Annotated in this window: 15 protein-coding genes and 1 riboswitch; of the genes, 11 read left to right on the forward strand and 4 right to left on the reverse strand. The window is 53.3% G+C overall.

Annotation, left to right across the window (positions count from 1 at the left end):
• Both NST43_RS08305 and pyk read left to right on the forward strand, forming a co-directional pair.
• Positions 1–1,002: an acetyl-CoA carboxylase carboxyltransferase subunit alpha gene (locus NST43_RS08305; RefSeq protein WP_339223689.1), complete on the forward strand. Its 1,002-nt coding sequence runs from the start codon at positions 1–3 to the stop codon at positions 1,000–1,002.
• 375 nt (positions 1,003–1,377) lie between these two features.
• The gene (gene pyk, locus NST43_RS08310) at positions 1,378–2,802 is read left to right on the forward strand and encodes a pyruvate kinase (RefSeq protein ID WP_036725599.1); all 1,425 of its coding nucleotides are present in this window, start codon (positions 1,378–1,380) and stop codon (positions 2,800–2,802) included.
• Positions 2,803–2,936: 134 nt separating this feature from the next.
• On the opposite strand, the gene NST43_RS08315 is transcribed toward pyk, so the two are convergent.
• On the reverse strand, positions 2,937–3,680 hold the full coding sequence (locus NST43_RS08315) for a G1 family glutamic endopeptidase (protein ID WP_209993406.1): 744 nt from the start codon (positions 3,678–3,680) through the stop codon (positions 2,937–2,939).
• Positions 3,681–3,782: 102 nt separating this feature from the next.
• On the opposite strand from NST43_RS08315, the gene NST43_RS08320 reads away from it, so the two are divergent.
• The 3 genes from NST43_RS08320 to NST43_RS08330 are packed head-to-tail and all read left to right on the forward strand — an operon-like array spanning position 3,783 to position 5,919.
• On the forward strand, positions 3,783–4,964 hold the full coding sequence (locus tag NST43_RS08320) for an MFS transporter (protein WP_209993405.1): 1,182 nt from the start codon (positions 3,783–3,785) through the stop codon (positions 4,962–4,964).
• A 48-nt stretch (positions 4,965–5,012) separates the two neighbouring features.
• On the forward strand, positions 5,013–5,492 hold the full coding sequence (locus NST43_RS08325; protein WP_209993404.1) for a thioesterase family protein: 480 nt from the start codon (positions 5,013–5,015) through the stop codon (positions 5,490–5,492).
• A gap of 28 nt (positions 5,493–5,520) precedes the next feature.
• Positions 5,521–5,919: an FxsA family protein gene (locus NST43_RS08330; RefSeq protein ID WP_036695825.1), complete on the forward strand. Its 399-nt coding sequence runs from the start codon at positions 5,521–5,523 to the stop codon at positions 5,917–5,919.
• Between the two features lie 142 nt (positions 5,920–6,061).
• On the opposite strand, the gene ytvI is transcribed toward NST43_RS08330, so the two are convergent.
• Entirely contained in the window at positions 6,062–7,177 is a 1,116-nt protein-coding gene (gene ytvI / locus NST43_RS08335; RefSeq protein ID WP_209993483.1) for a sporulation integral membrane protein YtvI, read from the reverse strand.
• 389 nt (positions 7,178–7,566) lie between these two features.
• Here ytvI and citZ point away from each other — a divergent pair, with 389 nt between their 5' ends.
• From citZ to NST43_RS08360, 5 genes are all read left to right on the forward strand, one after another.
• Positions 7,567–8,679, forward strand: a complete 1,113-nt coding sequence (gene citZ, locus NST43_RS08340; protein ID WP_339223693.1) for a citrate synthase — start codon at positions 7,567–7,569, stop codon at positions 8,677–8,679.
• Between the two features lie 102 nt (positions 8,680–8,781).
• The gene (gene icd / locus NST43_RS08345; RefSeq protein WP_209993402.1) at positions 8,782–10,077 is read left to right on the forward strand and encodes an NADP-dependent isocitrate dehydrogenase; all 1,296 of its coding nucleotides are present in this window, start codon (positions 8,782–8,784) and stop codon (positions 10,075–10,077) included.
• 106 nt (positions 10,078–10,183) lie between these two features.
• The gene (gene mdh, locus NST43_RS08350; RefSeq protein WP_339223695.1) at positions 10,184–11,125 is read left to right on the forward strand and encodes a malate dehydrogenase; all 942 of its coding nucleotides are present in this window, start codon (positions 10,184–10,186) and stop codon (positions 11,123–11,125) included.
• Between the two features lie 49 nt (positions 11,126–11,174).
• Positions 11,175–11,600 (forward strand): hypothetical protein, encoded by a 426-nt coding sequence (locus NST43_RS08355; RefSeq protein WP_209993482.1) that lies wholly within the window; start codon positions 11,175–11,177, stop codon positions 11,598–11,600.
• 184 nt (positions 11,601–11,784) lie between these two features.
• Complete coding sequence (locus NST43_RS08360) at positions 11,785–13,035, forward strand: S-layer homology domain-containing protein (protein ID WP_339223696.1); 1,251 nt, start codon at positions 11,785–11,787, stop codon at positions 13,033–13,035.
• 307 nt (positions 13,036–13,342) lie between these two features.
• On the opposite strand, the gene NST43_RS08365 is transcribed toward NST43_RS08360, so the two are convergent.
• On the reverse strand, positions 13,343–13,870 hold the full coding sequence (locus tag NST43_RS08365; protein WP_339223698.1) for a GNAT family protein: 528 nt from the start codon (positions 13,868–13,870) through the stop codon (positions 13,343–13,345).
• 17 nt (positions 13,871–13,887) lie between these two features.
• Positions 13,888–15,051 (reverse strand): amidohydrolase family protein, encoded by a 1,164-nt coding sequence (locus NST43_RS08370; protein WP_339223700.1) that lies wholly within the window; start codon positions 15,049–15,051, stop codon positions 13,888–13,890.
• Between the two features lie 290 nt (positions 15,052–15,341).
• Between NST43_RS08370 and NST43_RS08375 the strand changes: the two genes are divergently transcribed.
• Complete coding sequence (locus NST43_RS08375; RefSeq protein ID WP_339223702.1) at positions 15,342–16,214, forward strand: SDR family oxidoreductase; 873 nt, start codon at positions 15,342–15,344, stop codon at positions 16,212–16,214.
• Positions 16,215–16,272: 58 nt separating this feature from the next.
• Positions 16,273–16,375: riboswitch (TPP riboswitch) on the forward strand.
• Positions 16,376–16,438: the final 63 nt, after the last annotated feature.

Consider the following 16,438-nt stretch of genomic DNA (forward strand, 5'->3'; position numbering starts at 1 on the left):
TTGGCAGGAGAGTTGCCTTTTGAAATGCCTCTGGTAGAAATGCGCAAAAAAATCGCCGAACTCAAGCAGTTTGGCGAAGAGAAGGGCATTGATTTCAGCGATGAGGTAGCCCGGCTTGAAGAGCGCTACAGCGAACTGGAGAATGAGATCTATTCCAATATATCCCCGGCCCAGAAGATGCATCTGGCCCGGCATCACGTACGCCCGACCTCGCTGGATCTGATCGGGCTTATCTTCACGGATTTCATCGAGTTGCATGGTGACCGCCTATACGGTGACGATCTCGCTGTAGTCGGCGGAATCGCCAAGCTGAACGGCCGGCCGGTGACCGTCATCGGGCAGCAGCGCGGCAAGGATACGAAGGAGAATATTCTGCGCTTCTTCGGCAGTGCCCATCCGGAGGGCTTCCGCAAGTCACTGCGGCTGATGAAGCAGGCGGAGAAGTTCGGCCGCCCGATCATCACCTTTGTCGATACCAAAGGGGCTTACCCCGGCAACACCGCCGAGGAACGCGGACAATCGGGAGCGATTGCCCGCAATTTGTTCGAGATGTCTCAGCTGGCCGTACCGGTGATCTGCGTGATCATAGGCGAGGGCGGCAGCGGCGGAGCCTTGGCCATGGCTGTGGGCAACCGTGTGCTGATGCTGGAGAATGCGATCTATTCTGCGATCTCTCCTAACGGTGCAGCGTCGATTCTGTGGAAGGATGCAACCAAGGCGGAGCAAGCGGCAGAGGCCATGAAGATTACGGCCACCGATCTGCTGGAGATGGAAGTGATCGAGGAGATTATTGCTGAGCCCAGAGGCGGTGCGCACCGGGATTACGAAGCTGCGGCTGAGGCGGTTAAGGACACGGTCTGGCGTCACCTGCAAGAGCTGTCTGGTATGGATGCAGCGGCGCTGAAGGAAGACCGTTACCTGAAATTCCGCAAAATCGGCGAGTTTTCCGAGTCGCTACTAGAGCAGGATTCCGATCAGGAAGAAGTGCAGATTGTGGAGTAAGCGGGGAGATTCTCTCCGGGGAATGAGCGGCATGGCCGATACCTCCGGTTTGCACTTTTTAACATATTCCAGCTTATTCCAGCCCGTAATCGGGACAAGACCAATTATACAATTAATCCCATTCCGATCATCCTGTTCTTCTTGCAGGATGATTTTTCTTTTATCGGCCATCCTATATTATTCGACTTTAATTTACAGCAAAAACAGGCACTAACATTGATTTTGTGTTCAACATGCAGTAATATTCATAAGGGCGCAATAAAACGTGCATGTCTTTACATGTGATAAAGTTCCTATACAGAGAGCGAACCTTATAGTAGATTTTGTAGTTGGAAAAGACGAGACAGAGAGAACGAAAAAACGGAGGAAAACCTAATGCGGAAAAGTAAAATTGTATGTACGATCGGACCTGCAAGTGAATCGTTGGAGAATATCAAAAAATTGATTTTGGCTGGTATGAATGTGGCCCGTCTGAACTTCTCCCACGGCGATTTTGATGAGCATGGAGCCCGGATCAACACGATCCGTCAAGCATCCAAGGAACTTGGCAAGACCGTTGCCATCCTGCTCGACACCAAAGGACCTGAGATTCGTACAGGCAAGCTGGAAGTAGAACCGATTGAACTGGTTCAGGATGAGTATCTGACATTGACTACGGAAGAGATCCTTGGCGACCACAACCGTATCTCCATCACTTACAACAACCTGCCTAACGATGTTCAAGTAGGATCGACGATCCTGATCGACGACGGCCTGATCGGCCTTACGGTTGTCGACATTCAAGGCACTGAAATCAAGACCCGTATTGTTAACGGCGGTACGATCAAGAGCAAGAAGGGTGTTAACGTACCAGGAGTATCTATCTCCTTGCCGGGTATTACGGAAAAAGATACCAATGATATCATTTTCGGGATCGGACAGGACATTGATTTTATTGCCGCTTCTTTCGTACGCAAAGCCAGCGACGTTCTGGAAATCCGTGAACTGCTTGCGAAGCATGATGCTTCCCACATCCAGATCATTTCCAAGATCGAGAACCAGGAAGGTGTCGATAACCTGGATGAAATCCTGGCAGTATCCGACGGCCTGATGGTTGCCCGTGGCGACCTTGGTGTAGAAATCCCTGCTGAAGATGTACCTTTGGCTCAGAAGCTGATGATTCAGAAATGTAACATCGCCGGCAAACCGGTAATCACAGCTACCCAAATGCTGGATTCCATGCAGCGCAACCCGCGCCCAACCCGCGCTGAAGCAAGTGACGTAGCGAACGCAATCTTCGACGGAACCGATGCAATCATGCTGTCCGGTGAGACTGCTGCCGGGAAATATCCGGTAGAATCCGTACTGACTATGTCCCGTATTGCTGAGAAAGCAGAATCTGCTCTGAACCATCGTGAGATCTTCATGAAGCAGCAGATTGCTCAAGAAACTACTGTAACTGAAGCGATCAGCCAATCCGTAGCGATCTCCGCTCTGGATCTGAATGCCAAGGCGATCATTTCTTCGACTGTAACTGGCCACACTGCACGCGTGGTTTCCAAATATCGTCCTAAATCACAGATCATTGCTGTGACTACCCAGGAAAGAACCATGCGTCAGCTGGCGCTGGTATGGGGCGTAACTCCTGTATTCGGTCCTGAAGCTCATTCTACTGACGAATTGCTGGAAACAGCTCTTAACGGCGGTAAAGCTTCCGGTCTGGTTAAAGCCGGCGATCTTGTAGTCATCACTGCAGGTATCCCGCTTGGACGTTCCGGTTCCACTAACCTGGTGAAGGTAGATACGATTCCAGCCGACTAGGATTTGGAAGAGCATCTGCAGCACGAATAAGATATAATAAAAAGAGCAGTGGCGCTTGATTGCCGCTGCTCTTTTTTGATATCGATGATGCAAATGGATATATTGGACCTGAGTGTGTGGAGCAGGACGGCAGGTCAGGGAGTCGTATAAATAGGGTTCCTGGAATACACGGCAGGGGGACTTTTATGATAAATTCGTCTGACCGAAAAGGCGCTTCCGCAAGAGCGCGGAGGAGAAGGCACGGCCAGCAGCTTCTTATTCTGGATCATAATGCCGCCGTCTGAGACCTTTAGTCTGGGGCTACGTCCATTGACTTGGCAACAGGTGAAGCAAACTGTGGATAACTTGGACAGCGGCGCGATATCGAACCCTACCTGCGGTGCTTCGACAATCCATTCGGCAGAGCTTTGCGGTCCGTTATAGCGCTGTACGGTGCGGAAAACCCAGCATTTGCTGAGATTGCGCAGGGTGATGCACCATTTGCCGGGACTTATCTTGACAATGGAAGCGCGCATATGGTTGCCGGGAGAGACGGGGAGAGGAATTACGGTCTCGGAGGCGGGGAGAATCTCCCACCAGGCATAATACCGGACTTTTCCGTTCACCGACTCATGGCCGGTGCCCGTCTGAATAAGGCTGCTGTTCTTGAAGCCGTCGATGCCGATCCAGGCCGAGGAGAACGTAGGTTTTACCGTAGGCTTTACATAAGGGACGATCCAGTCGGCGGATATCTGCCGGTAGCTGCCTTTTTTGCCGGAAATGGCATAACCGCTCCAGTTGCTTGACGTCCAGCCGAAGCCTGAACTGGCGGCTCTGCCCGTATTGAGTTTATCCTTCAGACAGGGTTTGCTTCGTGTTAATCTATTGACTTGGCCCACTTGTCCACCGCCTCATAATAGGTTGTGCTCTATTTAATGCAGCAGGCGGCTATGAAGGTTGGGTATTCTGTTAAAAAGAATGAGAGAGGACTTGTAATCCCCATGGAAAAAATAACAAAGCTGCGCGGGTTCTATCTGTTTCTGGGACTGGCCGGGGGCTCCTTCGGATCTTACCTGTCGCTGCTGCTGAAATCGAATGGACTTGAGGTCAGCCAGATCGGCGTGCTGATGGCTATGGGTACGCTGATCGCCATCTGTGTCCAGCCTTTATGGGGAGTGGTCTCCGACCGGTATAACCAGGCGCGGCTGGTGCTGATTCTGAGCGTGGCGGTTCCGGCAGTGCTTGCGGTCCTATACCGGTCGGAATATTTTATCGTGCTGATGCTGGTGTATACCGTGTCCACGATCTTCTCCTCTACACAGGCGCCTATAGCCGACTCCTACGCCATAGTGGCCGCGAACAGGGCTGGAGCCACTTACGGCAGCATCCGCATGATGATGAGCATAGGCGCCGCCGTAGGGGCCATTGCGGGGGGACAGTATGTATCCAAGTTCTCCGTATCAAGCATCTGGCTGCCGTTTCTGCTGCTGAATAGCGTCGCTGTAGTGATTGCCTTCACCCTTCCCAAGCAGGCGGAGGAGAATCATATGATGAGCCAGTCCTTCTCCCAGGGGATCAAAAAACTGCTTGGCAACCGCATATTCCTGGCCTTCCTTGGCGGCAGCTTTCTGGTCAATCAGACCATGACGGCGTTCGGGACCTATTTCGTCATTGCCTTCCAGTCGGTCGGAGGGTCCACCAGCTCTGCGGGGATCGCTCTGTTCCTGGCGTCGATTACCAATGTTCCGTCCATGTTCTTCGCTTCCCGTGTGATCCGCAGGCTGGGCATGGAGCGGACGCTGCTGCTCGGTGCGCTGATCTATGTGCTGCGCTGGGGAATTCAGGTGGCCTTCCCGTACCCTTCGGTTATGATCGGCGTACAGGTGCTTCACGGCCTCTCGTTCGGGTTCTTTTATATCGCGGCGGTTGAATATGTATCGAAGATTACCTCAGCGGAGATGCAGGCGACCGGGCAAAGTGTCTTTAACATCGTATTCTCCGGGTTAGCCGGCATTCTGGGCAATCTGTTGAACGGGATGCTGCTGAATCAGGGCGGGGTCGAGCTGATGAACCTCTCCTGTATGCTTAGTGCGGCTGCGGGCGCGGCCCTTCTGTTCTATGTCGCCCGAAGCTCACGCCGCAAACTGCCGCTGAAGTCTGCATCCGGCGGGATCGGCGCTTAGCGGGCTGATGGCTGCCGGATAGGCTGTATTTTAGAAAGGAGCATGAATATGAATCCGCATCAACCGGGATGGGCCAGCCGCTGGCACAGTACCTCCATCCGCGTACGTTATCAGGAGACCGACCAGATGGGCGTCGTCTACCATGCCAACTATTTGATCTGGTTTGAGTGCGGCCGCACGGAGATGTTCCGTGAGCTGGGCTTCGACTACCGGAGGCTGGAGGGCCTCGGTCTGCTGCTGCCGGTGACCTCTGCAGATTTGCAATTTAAAAGCCCCGCGCGATATGATGATCTTATTACCGTGTATGCGCGGTTAACCACCTTCTCGGCTCTGAGGGTTGTGTATGAATATGAAATCCGCCGGATGGCGGCGGGTCAGGAAGGGCAGGAGCGGACCGCAGGCGAGCTTCTGGTCAGCGGCTCGACGAGCCATGTCTGGCTGAACGGGGAATGGCGGCCGGTGCGGATCGACAGGGCACAGCCTGAGCTGTTCCATGCCATCCTGGCTGCGCTGAAGGAAGAAGAATAGCGTTAATGGAAGAAGAAGGAGGAGCAGTATGATCAGGAACAAATGGCTGTGGGCCGCCCTATTTGCAGTCCCGGCCGTGGAATTATTCGGTTTCATCTATGTCTCAAGTTTTCTTGGAGCGCCCAAGACGCTGCTGATCATGCTGGCTACTTCGGTCATCGGTTTGCTAATGATGCGGTTCGAAGGCAAGAAAGTGCTGCAGGACAGCAGAACACATATGCAGGAAGGCCGGGTGCCCGGACGGACCATGCTGGACGGCTTATGTATTTTCTTCGGCGGTCTGCTGCTGATTCTGCCGGGATTTGTCACGGATCTGATCGGCTTTACTCTGGTATTTCCGCTGACCCGGCCGCTTTACCGGGTTTTTCTGCTGAAATGGATCGAGAAGAAGATGAAGAACGGCACGTTCACCTTCTACCGCAGGTAAGTGGGTAATAAGGAAGTAATCGGGTTTGTCAGAAGGTGTTCAGTTGCAGGGTGCTGCGGCCGGATGCCTTTTTGGCGTTAGGGAGGGGTGCTATAGGCAGTTTCCCGGCGGCGGAGGGCCACCGCTAGTTTCGAGCGCCGCCCTAATGCAGCCTGCCGCTGAGGATATAGCTGCGCAGGGCGCGGAATACGCCGGCGCGGGCGAATGCGTCGAGAATAACGAGCAGCACCGGGCCGAGGATCAGGCCGAGCATGCCCATTAGCTGAAGGCCGGCGAACATGCCGATCAGCATGGCGAGCGGATCGACGCCGATACTGCTGGCGAGTACCTTAGGCTCAAGCACCTGGCGGGTGATCAGGATGACGCCGTAGAGCACCAGCAGCCCGATGGCCAGCGCCATGTTACCGGTCATGTATGAATACAAGGCCCACGGCAGAATGACGATGCCGACGCCCAGATAAGGAATCAGATCGACGATACCGATGGTCAGGCCGATGGCAAAGGCTGAGCTGACGCCCAGCAACAGCAGGCCGATGATCACAATCACCGCTGTTACGGAGATCAGCACCAGCTGGGCGCGGATGTAGCCGAACAGCGCCTTGCGCAGATCCTTCCAGATCTCCGACACCGGTCTTAGCAGCGGGGCTGGGAGCAGGGCGGTCAGCTTGGCATTATGCCGTTCCCATCCGGTGCTGAGGAAGAAGGCAGCCAGCACGATCACAATTAGAATGGTGCCAAGGCTCGGCAGCGAAGAGATCAGCTTCAGGATGAGATTGAAGAACCCGGTAATCATCTGCGTCACGGCTTGGCCGACAGTTTCAGTGGTCCGGTTGATATTGCTGTCAATGGTGGCGTGATAGCCGGGGTTGTCGTGGTAAAACTGGTTGATTTGGTTAATAATATTCTGAATGCTGGCATTGCGGCTCAGGGACAGCAGCAGCTCCCGCCACTGGTCGGTATGAAGATCGAAGGTCTGAATCAGCCCGATCAGCTCTTTGACCAGTCTTGTGATGAGGGCGGTCAGTACAAGAGCGGTGCCTCCGATGTAGAATAGCAGCGAGAGGGATACAGCGAGCCAGCCGGGGAGCTTCAGCCCTTTAAGCACCAGGACAAGGGGATGCATAAGGTAAGCCAGCAGCCAGGCGACCAGCAGGGGATACAGGAGCGGCAGCAGTACATAGACAGCCAGCAGAATCAGGGCGGCGGCAAGCACGACCCAGAGGCCGCGCAGCAATCTTTTAAGCACAAGTGTATCGATCTTCGGTCCCTCCCACTCTGGCGGATTCCAGGAATAACGGCTCGTCTTATGTATATTCATAGGGGGTGTGAAAAGACTAGCAACGATAGAAAAGGGCAGAATGCAGCCATAACCCTAACCTGGAAGCGCAATCATGAAACATTCCTTGCATTCGTTTTTTTCTATCCCTCCGATAAAATCATTTGATGTGCTGTAAAGCTTCCACGTTGTTCACATAACCGTCAAAATCCGGTATGATAATTAAAGGTTAAAGAGCAGAAAATTAGTTGCAATCTTCTGAGCCGGTCCTGAAGCTTTTTTTCAGAGAGTTGAAATACTAACAAATGTAAATGTTTACATGAGGTTTGAAGCGGCACTATACACTCTTGTTGGCAAAGGAGAGAGATACTATGACAGCTACCAAAGGACTTGAAGGCATTGTTGCAACGACCTCCTCGATCAGCTCTATCGTAGATGGAGTGCTCACTTACCGCGGCTATGATATTGACGATCTTGCAGATCATGCCACATTTGAGGAGACTGCTTATTTGCTGTGGTTCGGCAGTCTGCCGACGGTGCCGGAGCTTGAAGCTCTGCGGCGCGACCTCAGCGCTTATGCTCAGATCCCGGAGCAGGTGCTCACTCAAATGAAGCTGTATCCCAAGGAAGCCAACACCATGGCCGCTTTGCGCTCAGCCGTATCGAGTCTGGCGCTGTACGATGAAGCAGCCGATGATATGAGCAAGGAAGCGAACCAGATCAAGGCGCTGAAGCTGCAGGCGCAGATTCCGACTGTAGTTGCCACACTGGCACGCATCCGCAAAGGCCTGGAGCCGGTAGCGCCCAAAGAGGGCCTGACCATCGCCGAGAACTTCCTCTATATGCTGTGGGGAAAAGAGCCGGATGCGGTGTCGGTTAAGGCGCTGGATACGGCGCTTGTGCTGCATGCCGACCATGAGCTGAATGCTTCGACTTTTGCAGGACGGGTGACGGTTGCGACCTTGTCCGACATCTATTCCGGTGTGACCTCGGCGATCGGTGCGCTTAAGGGGCCGCTGCACGGCGGGGCGAATGAAGCCGTAATGAAGATGCTCGAGGAGATCGGCAGCCTGGACGCGGTGGAGCCGTATATTCAGGGCAAGCTGGAGCGCCGCGAGAAGATTATGGGCTTCGGACACCGCGTCTATAAGAACGGCGACCCGCGCGCCAAGCACCTGATGAAGATGTCCAGCGAGCTGGGGACGATGAAGAATGACACCAGTCTCTATGACATGTCGGTCAAGGTGGAAGAGCTGATCACCAGCCAAAAGGGGCTGAAACCGAACGTGGACTTCTATTCGGCTTCGGTCTACACACAGCTGGGGATTGAACGGGAGCTGTTCACCCCTATCTTCGCGATCAGCCGGACCTCGGGCTGGACGGCCCACATTCTGGAGCAGTACGAAGACAACCGTATCATCCGTCCGCGTGCGGAATATACGGGCATGTCCGATATGAAATACGTCCCTGTAGACGAGCGATAACAGGACGGCAGGCAGGGCGGCCCTTGCGGGCTGCTCTACCCCTTTAGTACAATGAATGATATGAATGCTTGTACATCATACTTTTAGGAGGAATATCTACAAATGTTGAAACTGGAACAATACGATCTGCCCACAGAAGGCGAACAAATTACAATCGAAGACGGCAAGCTGCTGGTTCCGGATCAGCCGATCATTCCATTCATCGAGGGTGACGGGACAGGCCGTGACATTTGGAAAGCCTCCAAGCGGGTGCTGGATGCAGCTGTAGAGAAAGCCTACGGCGGTGAGAAGAAGATTGCGTGGTACGAAGTGTTTGCCGGCGAGAAGGCCTTCAATACATATGGTGAATGGCTGCCGAATGACACGCTGGAAGCGATCCGCGAGTACATTGTGGCGATCAAGGGCCCGCTGACCACTCCGATCGGAGGAGGAATCCGCTCCCTGAACGTGGCGCTGCGCCAGGAGCTTGACCTGTATGTATGTCTTCGCCCGGTGCGTTACTTCGACGGCGTTCCTTCTCCGGTGAAGCATCCTGAGCTGGTCGATATGGTTATTTTCCGGGAGAACACTGAGGATATCTATGCCGGTATTGAGTATCAGGAAGGCTCCGCTGAAGTGAAGAAGGTTATCGAATTCCTGCAGAAGGAAATGGGCGTGAACAAAATCCGCTTCCCGGAAACCTCCGGTATCGGCATCAAGCCTGTATCCGAAGAAGGTTCGAAGCGCCTTGTTCGTGCGGCAGTGGAATATGCGATCAAGCACGGACGTAAGAGCGTGACCCTGGTTCACAAAGGCAACATCATGAAATTCACGGAAGGCGCATTTAAGAACTGGGGCTACGAAGTGGCTGAACAGGAGTTCGGCGACAAGGTCTTCACCTGGAACCAGTATGATGTCATCAAGGAACGCGACGGTGAAGCGGCTGCGAACGCTGCCCAGAAGGAAGCTGAAGCAGCAGGCAAGGTCATCGTCAAGGATGCCATTGCAGACATTGCACTCCAGCAGGTATTGACACGCCCGACAGACTTCGATGTCATTGCGACGCTGAACCTGAACGGGGACTATCTCTCCGACGCACTGGCTGCCCAGATCGGCGGCATCGGTATTGCTCCAGGAGCGAACATCAACTATCTTACGGGACATGCCATTTTTGAAGCTACTCATGGTACTGCACCTAAGTATGCAGACAAGGATGTAGTGAATCCGGGCTCTGTCATTCTCTCCGGCGTTATGCTGCTTGAGCATCTGGGCTGGCAGGAAGCGGCTGACCTGATCTACAAGGGAATGACTGCGGCGATTAACAATAAGACGGTTACTTATGACTTTGCCCGCCAAATGGAAGGCGCGACGGAGCTGAAATGCTCTGCTTTTGCCGACGAAATCATCAACCATCTGTAATTAGGCCAGGACGGATAGTACGACAAGTATAAGCTGCACATCTGTGTAGCTTATACTTGCGTCAGGCCGCTTCAAGGTCAACATCATATTCGGAGGGAGGGGTACTATGGCCATCAGACGTTCTAAAATCACTATCGTAGGTGCCGGATTCACCGGCGCGACTACGGCGCTTATGCTTGCCCAGAAGGAGCTTGGCAATGTAGTGCTGCTTGACATTCCTCAGCTTGAGAATCAGACCAAGGGCAAGGTGCTGGATATGCTTCAAGCGGGACCCGTGCAGAACTTCGATGCTCAAATTACCGGAACCTCCAGCTATGAGGATGCAGCAGGCTCGGATATTGTCATCATTACGGCAGGAATCGCACGGAAGCCCGGCATGAGCCGTGATGATCTGGTCAACACGAATGCGGGTATCGTGAAGTCGGTCTGTGAGAATGTGAAGCGTGTGGCTCCAGAGTCCATTGTGATCATTCTGAGTAATCCGGTGGATGCCATGACCTATGTGGCGTATCATGCGCTCGGTTTTCCCAAGAACCGCGTAATTGGACAATCCGGTGTACTGGACACGGCCCGCTATTGCACCTTCATCGCTCAGGAGCTTAATGTATCGGTGGAGGATGTACGCGGATTCGTGCTGGGCGGCCATGGGGATGATATGGTGCCGTTAGTGCGTTATTCCAGCGTGGGCGGTATTCCGATCGACACCCTGATCCCGGCAGAGCGCATTGCGGAGATTGTGCAGCGTACCCGTGTCGGCGGCGGTGAGATTGTCAGCCTGCTGGGGAACGGCAGCGCGTATTATGCTCCGGCTGCCTCGCTGGTTCATATGACGGAGGCTATTCTCAAGGACAAGAAACGGATCATACCGGTAATCGCTCTGCTTGAGGGTGAATACGGCTATGAGAACCTGTTCATGGGAGTTCCTGCGCTTTTGGGAGCGGAGGGCATTGAGCGGATTTTTGAACTGGAGCTTACGGCGGAGGAACAGGCGGCACTCGATCAGTCCGCTGATTCGGTCCGAGCGGTGACTTCTTCGGTAACTATGTAACCCCGGCAATCTGCCGGAGCCCCTCAAATTGAAATTGGAGGAGATTATGATGGGTCATGTTTTCTTTTTTCTGCATATGATCGGGACGCTGGCACTTGGCTTCTATCTGGTGCTGCCGTTTATCTTAAGCGGGACGGCTAAGCTGTCCTCCCCGGCGAAGGAAGGCACCTTGAGTGCTATTGGCGGATTCAACCGTTTTGCCCAATACGGCCTTGTGATCCAGCTGCTGACCGGCGGCTATATGATGACCAAGGGCGAGTATTCTGTACCTTGGATGATCATTGTTACGGTGCTTCTGCTGGCTATGTTCGCGTTCGGCGGGATTATGACCAAGCCTCTGCGCCTTGCTGCGGCAGGCATGAGAGAGAACCGTGATGTTTCTGCGGAGACTGCCAAGATCCGTACTATGAGTCTGCTGCTGATGGTTTCGCTGGTGATCATGATTTTCTTCATGGTCTACAATACGATTATCTAAATAGCCTGCTGCCGGATTGGCAGTGTGGTGCTAACAGCTCTGGAAGCCTCGGCCTCCAGGGCTGTTTCGCATGTCTGGATGCACATGGTTGGATATTGTTCCCAACGGCTATGTATTCCGATACACTGTGATTAGGTGCTTGGTTCATTTGGCATCACATACATACTTAGGAGTGAGCGCAGTAATGATAGGAAGAAAATTAGTAACGGTCGGGCTGAGTCTGGGCTTGCTGCTGGGTTCAGCCGGGCATATGTCTGCGGCAGCCGATTATGAAGGACACTGGGCGCAGAAGCAGATGAGCCGCTGGCTGGAACAGGGATGGCTGAAGGGATTCGCGGACGGGTCAGTCCGGCCGGATCAGGCGATCACTAGAGCGGAATTTATCGCGTTAATCAACCAGTTGGCCGGGCTGACGGCTGAGAGCAAGGTGAAGGCTGATTTCAGCGATCTGCCTAAGACGAGCTGGGCATACGAAGAAATCTCGAAAGCGCTGGAAGTGGGCATCATCAAGGGTTACGGAGGCACGATTCGTCCGGGCGATCCCGTTATGCGCCAGGAGGCGGCGATTATGGTGAGCAGAATGATGTATTTTGAGACGGGAAGCACGGAGGTATTATCCATGCTCAGCGATAAGGATCAGATTGCAGGCTGGAGCCAAGCCGATGTCGCTGCAATGATCAATGCCGGAGGAATGAAGGGGTACCCGGACGGGCGGTTTGCTCCAGAACAGGCGATGACCCGGGCCGAAGCGGTTGCACTGCTGGATTACTACAATGTCACAAGCGGCGGCTTGCAGAGTGTAACTATAAGCCGTTCTGAGGGGCTTGGAAGCTTTGAACCAGGAGCCATCAAATACTATAACAATGTCACTGTATCCGGCTATGATGTGCTGCTGCAGAATCTGAAAATTTTTGGAGACCTGGTCCTGGAGGAAGGGATCGGCAACGGAGAGGTGAACTTGGACAGTGTTGAAGTACTAGGCAAGGTCATCATACAGGGCAGCGGAGATCCCTCAGTGCAGCTCAAGAACACAACCATGAACCAAGTGATTGTGCAGAAGAATAGTGGAACTGCCCGCCTGGTCACCGAAGGTACAACCTGGGTGAAGGCATTGTCGGTACAGTCCGGTGTAAATCTGGAAGAGGGGGAGGGTACCGGAGAAGGGTTCACAGATATTGATCTGCCATCCGGTCTTGCGGCCGGGATCGCAGTAACGCTTAACGGTAATTTCGTAGACGTGAATATTGAAGGCCAAGGACCAGTCCTCCACCTGCAAAAAGGCTCCATACGCACGCTTAAGACTGCTGCCTCTGCATCAGGGGTTAAGATAGAGCTGGATGAAGGGACAACGGTGACGCAGGCGATTCTGAATATGTCAACGAAGGTTACGGGTGCGGGTAAGGTTCAGGATGCAATTGTGAAGGAAGATGAATAGAGTTCTGAATAAAAGACTGCTCTTCTAACCGGCGTCATGAGGAGCATAGAAGAATGTATGCAAAAAACCGAATACAATTTGCTGCTGCGAAGACATATTGGCCCATGTATGCGAAAAACCGAATACAATTTAAGCTGCGAAGGCATATGGGCCGAATGTATGTGAAAAACCGAATACATTTAGCATTATGATGATTCTCCTCATCGCTAACGCCGGATGCAGCCAAAATCAGGCAGATGGAGAAGTGTTAGTTAAAGAGCGAGGCACCGCTTAGCGTAGCATTAGGTATCAGCATCGTTACCCTGGTCTATATCCCGTTACTCCCCAGGTACTCCCGGTCCAGTATCGCATAAAAGTATTGGTTGACCCACTGGTTGTTCCAGTGTATTTCTTCCTGGAATACGCCTTCGCGGACCATGCCTAACCTATCCAGCACTTTGATGGATGAGGTATTGTACTCATTGCACATTGCTACGACTCTGTGGGCCTTCCATTCTTCAAAAGCAAGCTTCAAGGCCAGCTGCGCCGCTTCGGTGCAGTAGCCTTGCCCCCGGTATTCAGCGAAAAGGCTGTAGCCCAGCTCCCAGCTCTCGCGCTCTTTTATATACCAGTGTATATGCACTTCCCCTACAGGGGTTGCTTCGGGAGTGGCTAGCCTAATCAGGAATTGTCTGTGCCAGTCGCTATGGATTCGTTCCGCCACAGTCTTCCGGACCGCCTCTTTGTCGGTTGGAAGCATATCCTCGAAGGGCCAGAGTGAGGCGTTGCTCTCCAGATCTGTGATGAAATCGATATCGTCCGGGGTGACCGGAGATAGTGTAATTCTTGCGTTCATTTTTGCAAAACCTCCTGCTAGTGTGATTTCGATACGATCTTGCCGTCTTTCATTACCCATCTGACCTGACGCAAGTTGTTAATATCCGCCAGCGGATCTACCCCGACGACAAACAGGTCGGCTCTCTTGCCTGTTTCAATAGTACCCAGCTCATGAGCAAGCTGACAGATCTTAGCACCGGTTGAAGTGGCAGCCACAATAATCTGCATCGGGGAGAGGCCAGCCTGACCTAACAACTGGATCTCCTTCCACGGCATCCCGGCTCTGTACCACGGAGGAGCTTCTTCGATAAAATCATCCCCCAGTCCAACCTCTCCGCCTGCCTGAATAAATCTCCGGACATTATCCAGGCCTTGCTCCAGCAGCGGCGCTCCGAATTTGTCCTGGAACATCTGGAGTACGGTGAGTGTGGGGACGATATGGATGCTCGCGCTCACCATTTGCCGGATCAGTTGATCGTCCAGCCGATCGTAGACCATATGGGCAGCATCGCTGATCCCTGCATTCACCAGCATCTGAAGATTGCGTGCACTTGTAACATGAGCAGACACGTAAGCACCCATGCTTCGGGCCTCCTGGCAGATCGCTTCGAGAATCTCCTGATTCAGCTGGGGCAGTCCGGCAGTGGCGGGATCGTAGCCGTCTTCCAGCGCTGTTTTGATGAAATGTATTCCTTGTCCCAGGACTTCACGGACCTTAAGCCGCGCCTCCTCCGCACTCCCTACCCCGATAGGCTCCTGACCACCGTACCCGCCTGGAGCCGTGAATACTTTGCCGGACGTAAGAATTCTGGGAAAAGCACCGCCCTCCAGCTGCTGCGTGTGAGTGACCACCTCTTCAATCGATGCTGCCGTAGTCATCCCCTCATCGCGGATCGTAGTAATTCCTTCTGCAAGGCACGCGGCCAAATATTCCGTATGATATCCGTGCAGCGGCTCATTCTGTATGTACTTGAAGCTGGTATGGGCATGGGTGTGAATAAACCCCGGCAAAATGACCATACCCTCAAGGTCGATCACTGTTGTGGCGGAGTCATACCCGGTTCTCCCGTTAATGTCATTATGCTGTGCTATGGTGCCGAAGCGGCCATTAACAATCTCAATGCTTACATGATGCAGCGGCGGCTGTCCGGTTCCATCGATTACAGTTCCGTTCGTCAGCAAGATGCGCTCATTTCCCATGATAGAAGCGTCCCCTCAGTTAAGGTAGTTGTCGTTCCTCACAAAGTATAGGACATTCCTCTTAGCGGATATAGATAATATTCTCTTTGGAAACGTTCCTTACTTACTGGCTATCGTTCCGCTATGGGTGCCGGTGAATGTAGATTGGTTGTTTGGGCGGCTGCCGAGTGTGGTAAGTAACATAACGTAGAGCCAGGCAGGCACACTGCCTGATGCATAAACACCAGGCCTTAAGCCATGCTAACAAGATGTGTTCAACATTATTGTGAACTGCGAAAGGAGAATGGATTATGCCAGACACAAGTAAACAACCTATCAAAACCCTGCCTCCGCAGGTACAGGATCAGCAGCCCGGAATTGAAAGTGAGATGAATCCGCTTCCGGAGTTTGAGACACCGGCGTACAAGGCAGCAGGCAAACTGCTGGGCAAGGCCGCACTCATTACGGGAGGTGATAGCGGGATCGGGCGTGCGGTTGCCGTTCATTTTGCCAAGGAGGGCGCAGATGTGGTGATCTCCTACTTGAACGAGCATGAGGATGCGGAAGAGACCAAGCGCCAGGTGGAGCAGGAGGGCAGAAAGTGTATTCTGATCGCCGGGGACATCGGGGACGAAGCCTTCTGTCAGGACCTGATTCATCAAACGGTTGAAGGACTTGGCAAGCTCGATATTCTAATCAACAATGCGGCGGAGCAGCATCCGCAGGATCATATTGAGGACATCACAGCGGAGCAGCTGGAGCGTACGTTCCGGACGAATATTTTCTCCATGTTCTATCTGACAAAAGCAGCTATGCCTCATCTTAAAAAAGGCGCTACGATCATTAACACCACCTCCATCACGGCGTATCGCGGCAGCCCGCAGCTGCTGGACTATTCGTCCACCAAGGGAGCGATTCTCAGCTTCACCCGTTCGCTGTCGATGAATCTGGCCGATAAGGGCATCCGCGTGAATGCGGTAGCGCCCGGACCGATCTGGACCCCGCTGATTCCGTCAACCTTTGACGCGAAGAAGGTCAGTGAGTTCGGTGGCACCCAGCCGATGAAGCGCCCGGGGCAGCCTGAAGAGCTGGCACCGGCTTATGTATACCTGGCCTCGGACGATTCCTCTTATGTGAGCGGACAGGTTATGCATGTGAACGGCGGCGAGGTCGTCAACGGATGATAGCTCTAACAGGAATTATATGCTAATATACAAAAAGCAAGGCCAAACAATAGCATAGAACGATCACTAGGGGAGCCGCAAGGCTGAGACGGGCGTATCTGCTTGGACCCTTTGAACCTGATCTGGGTTATACCAGCGTAGGGAAGTGGAGAAACGAATAATGCAGCGGGGGTTCCGGCCACCGGTATCCCTGCTTATATTCCAGACTGCTTCCTTATGGGGGC

Source organism: Paenibacillus sp. FSL H8-0332 (assembly GCF_037963835.1).
Classification (GTDB): Bacteria; Bacillota; Bacilli; order Paenibacillales; family Paenibacillaceae; genus Paenibacillus_AQ; species Paenibacillus_AQ rhizoplanae.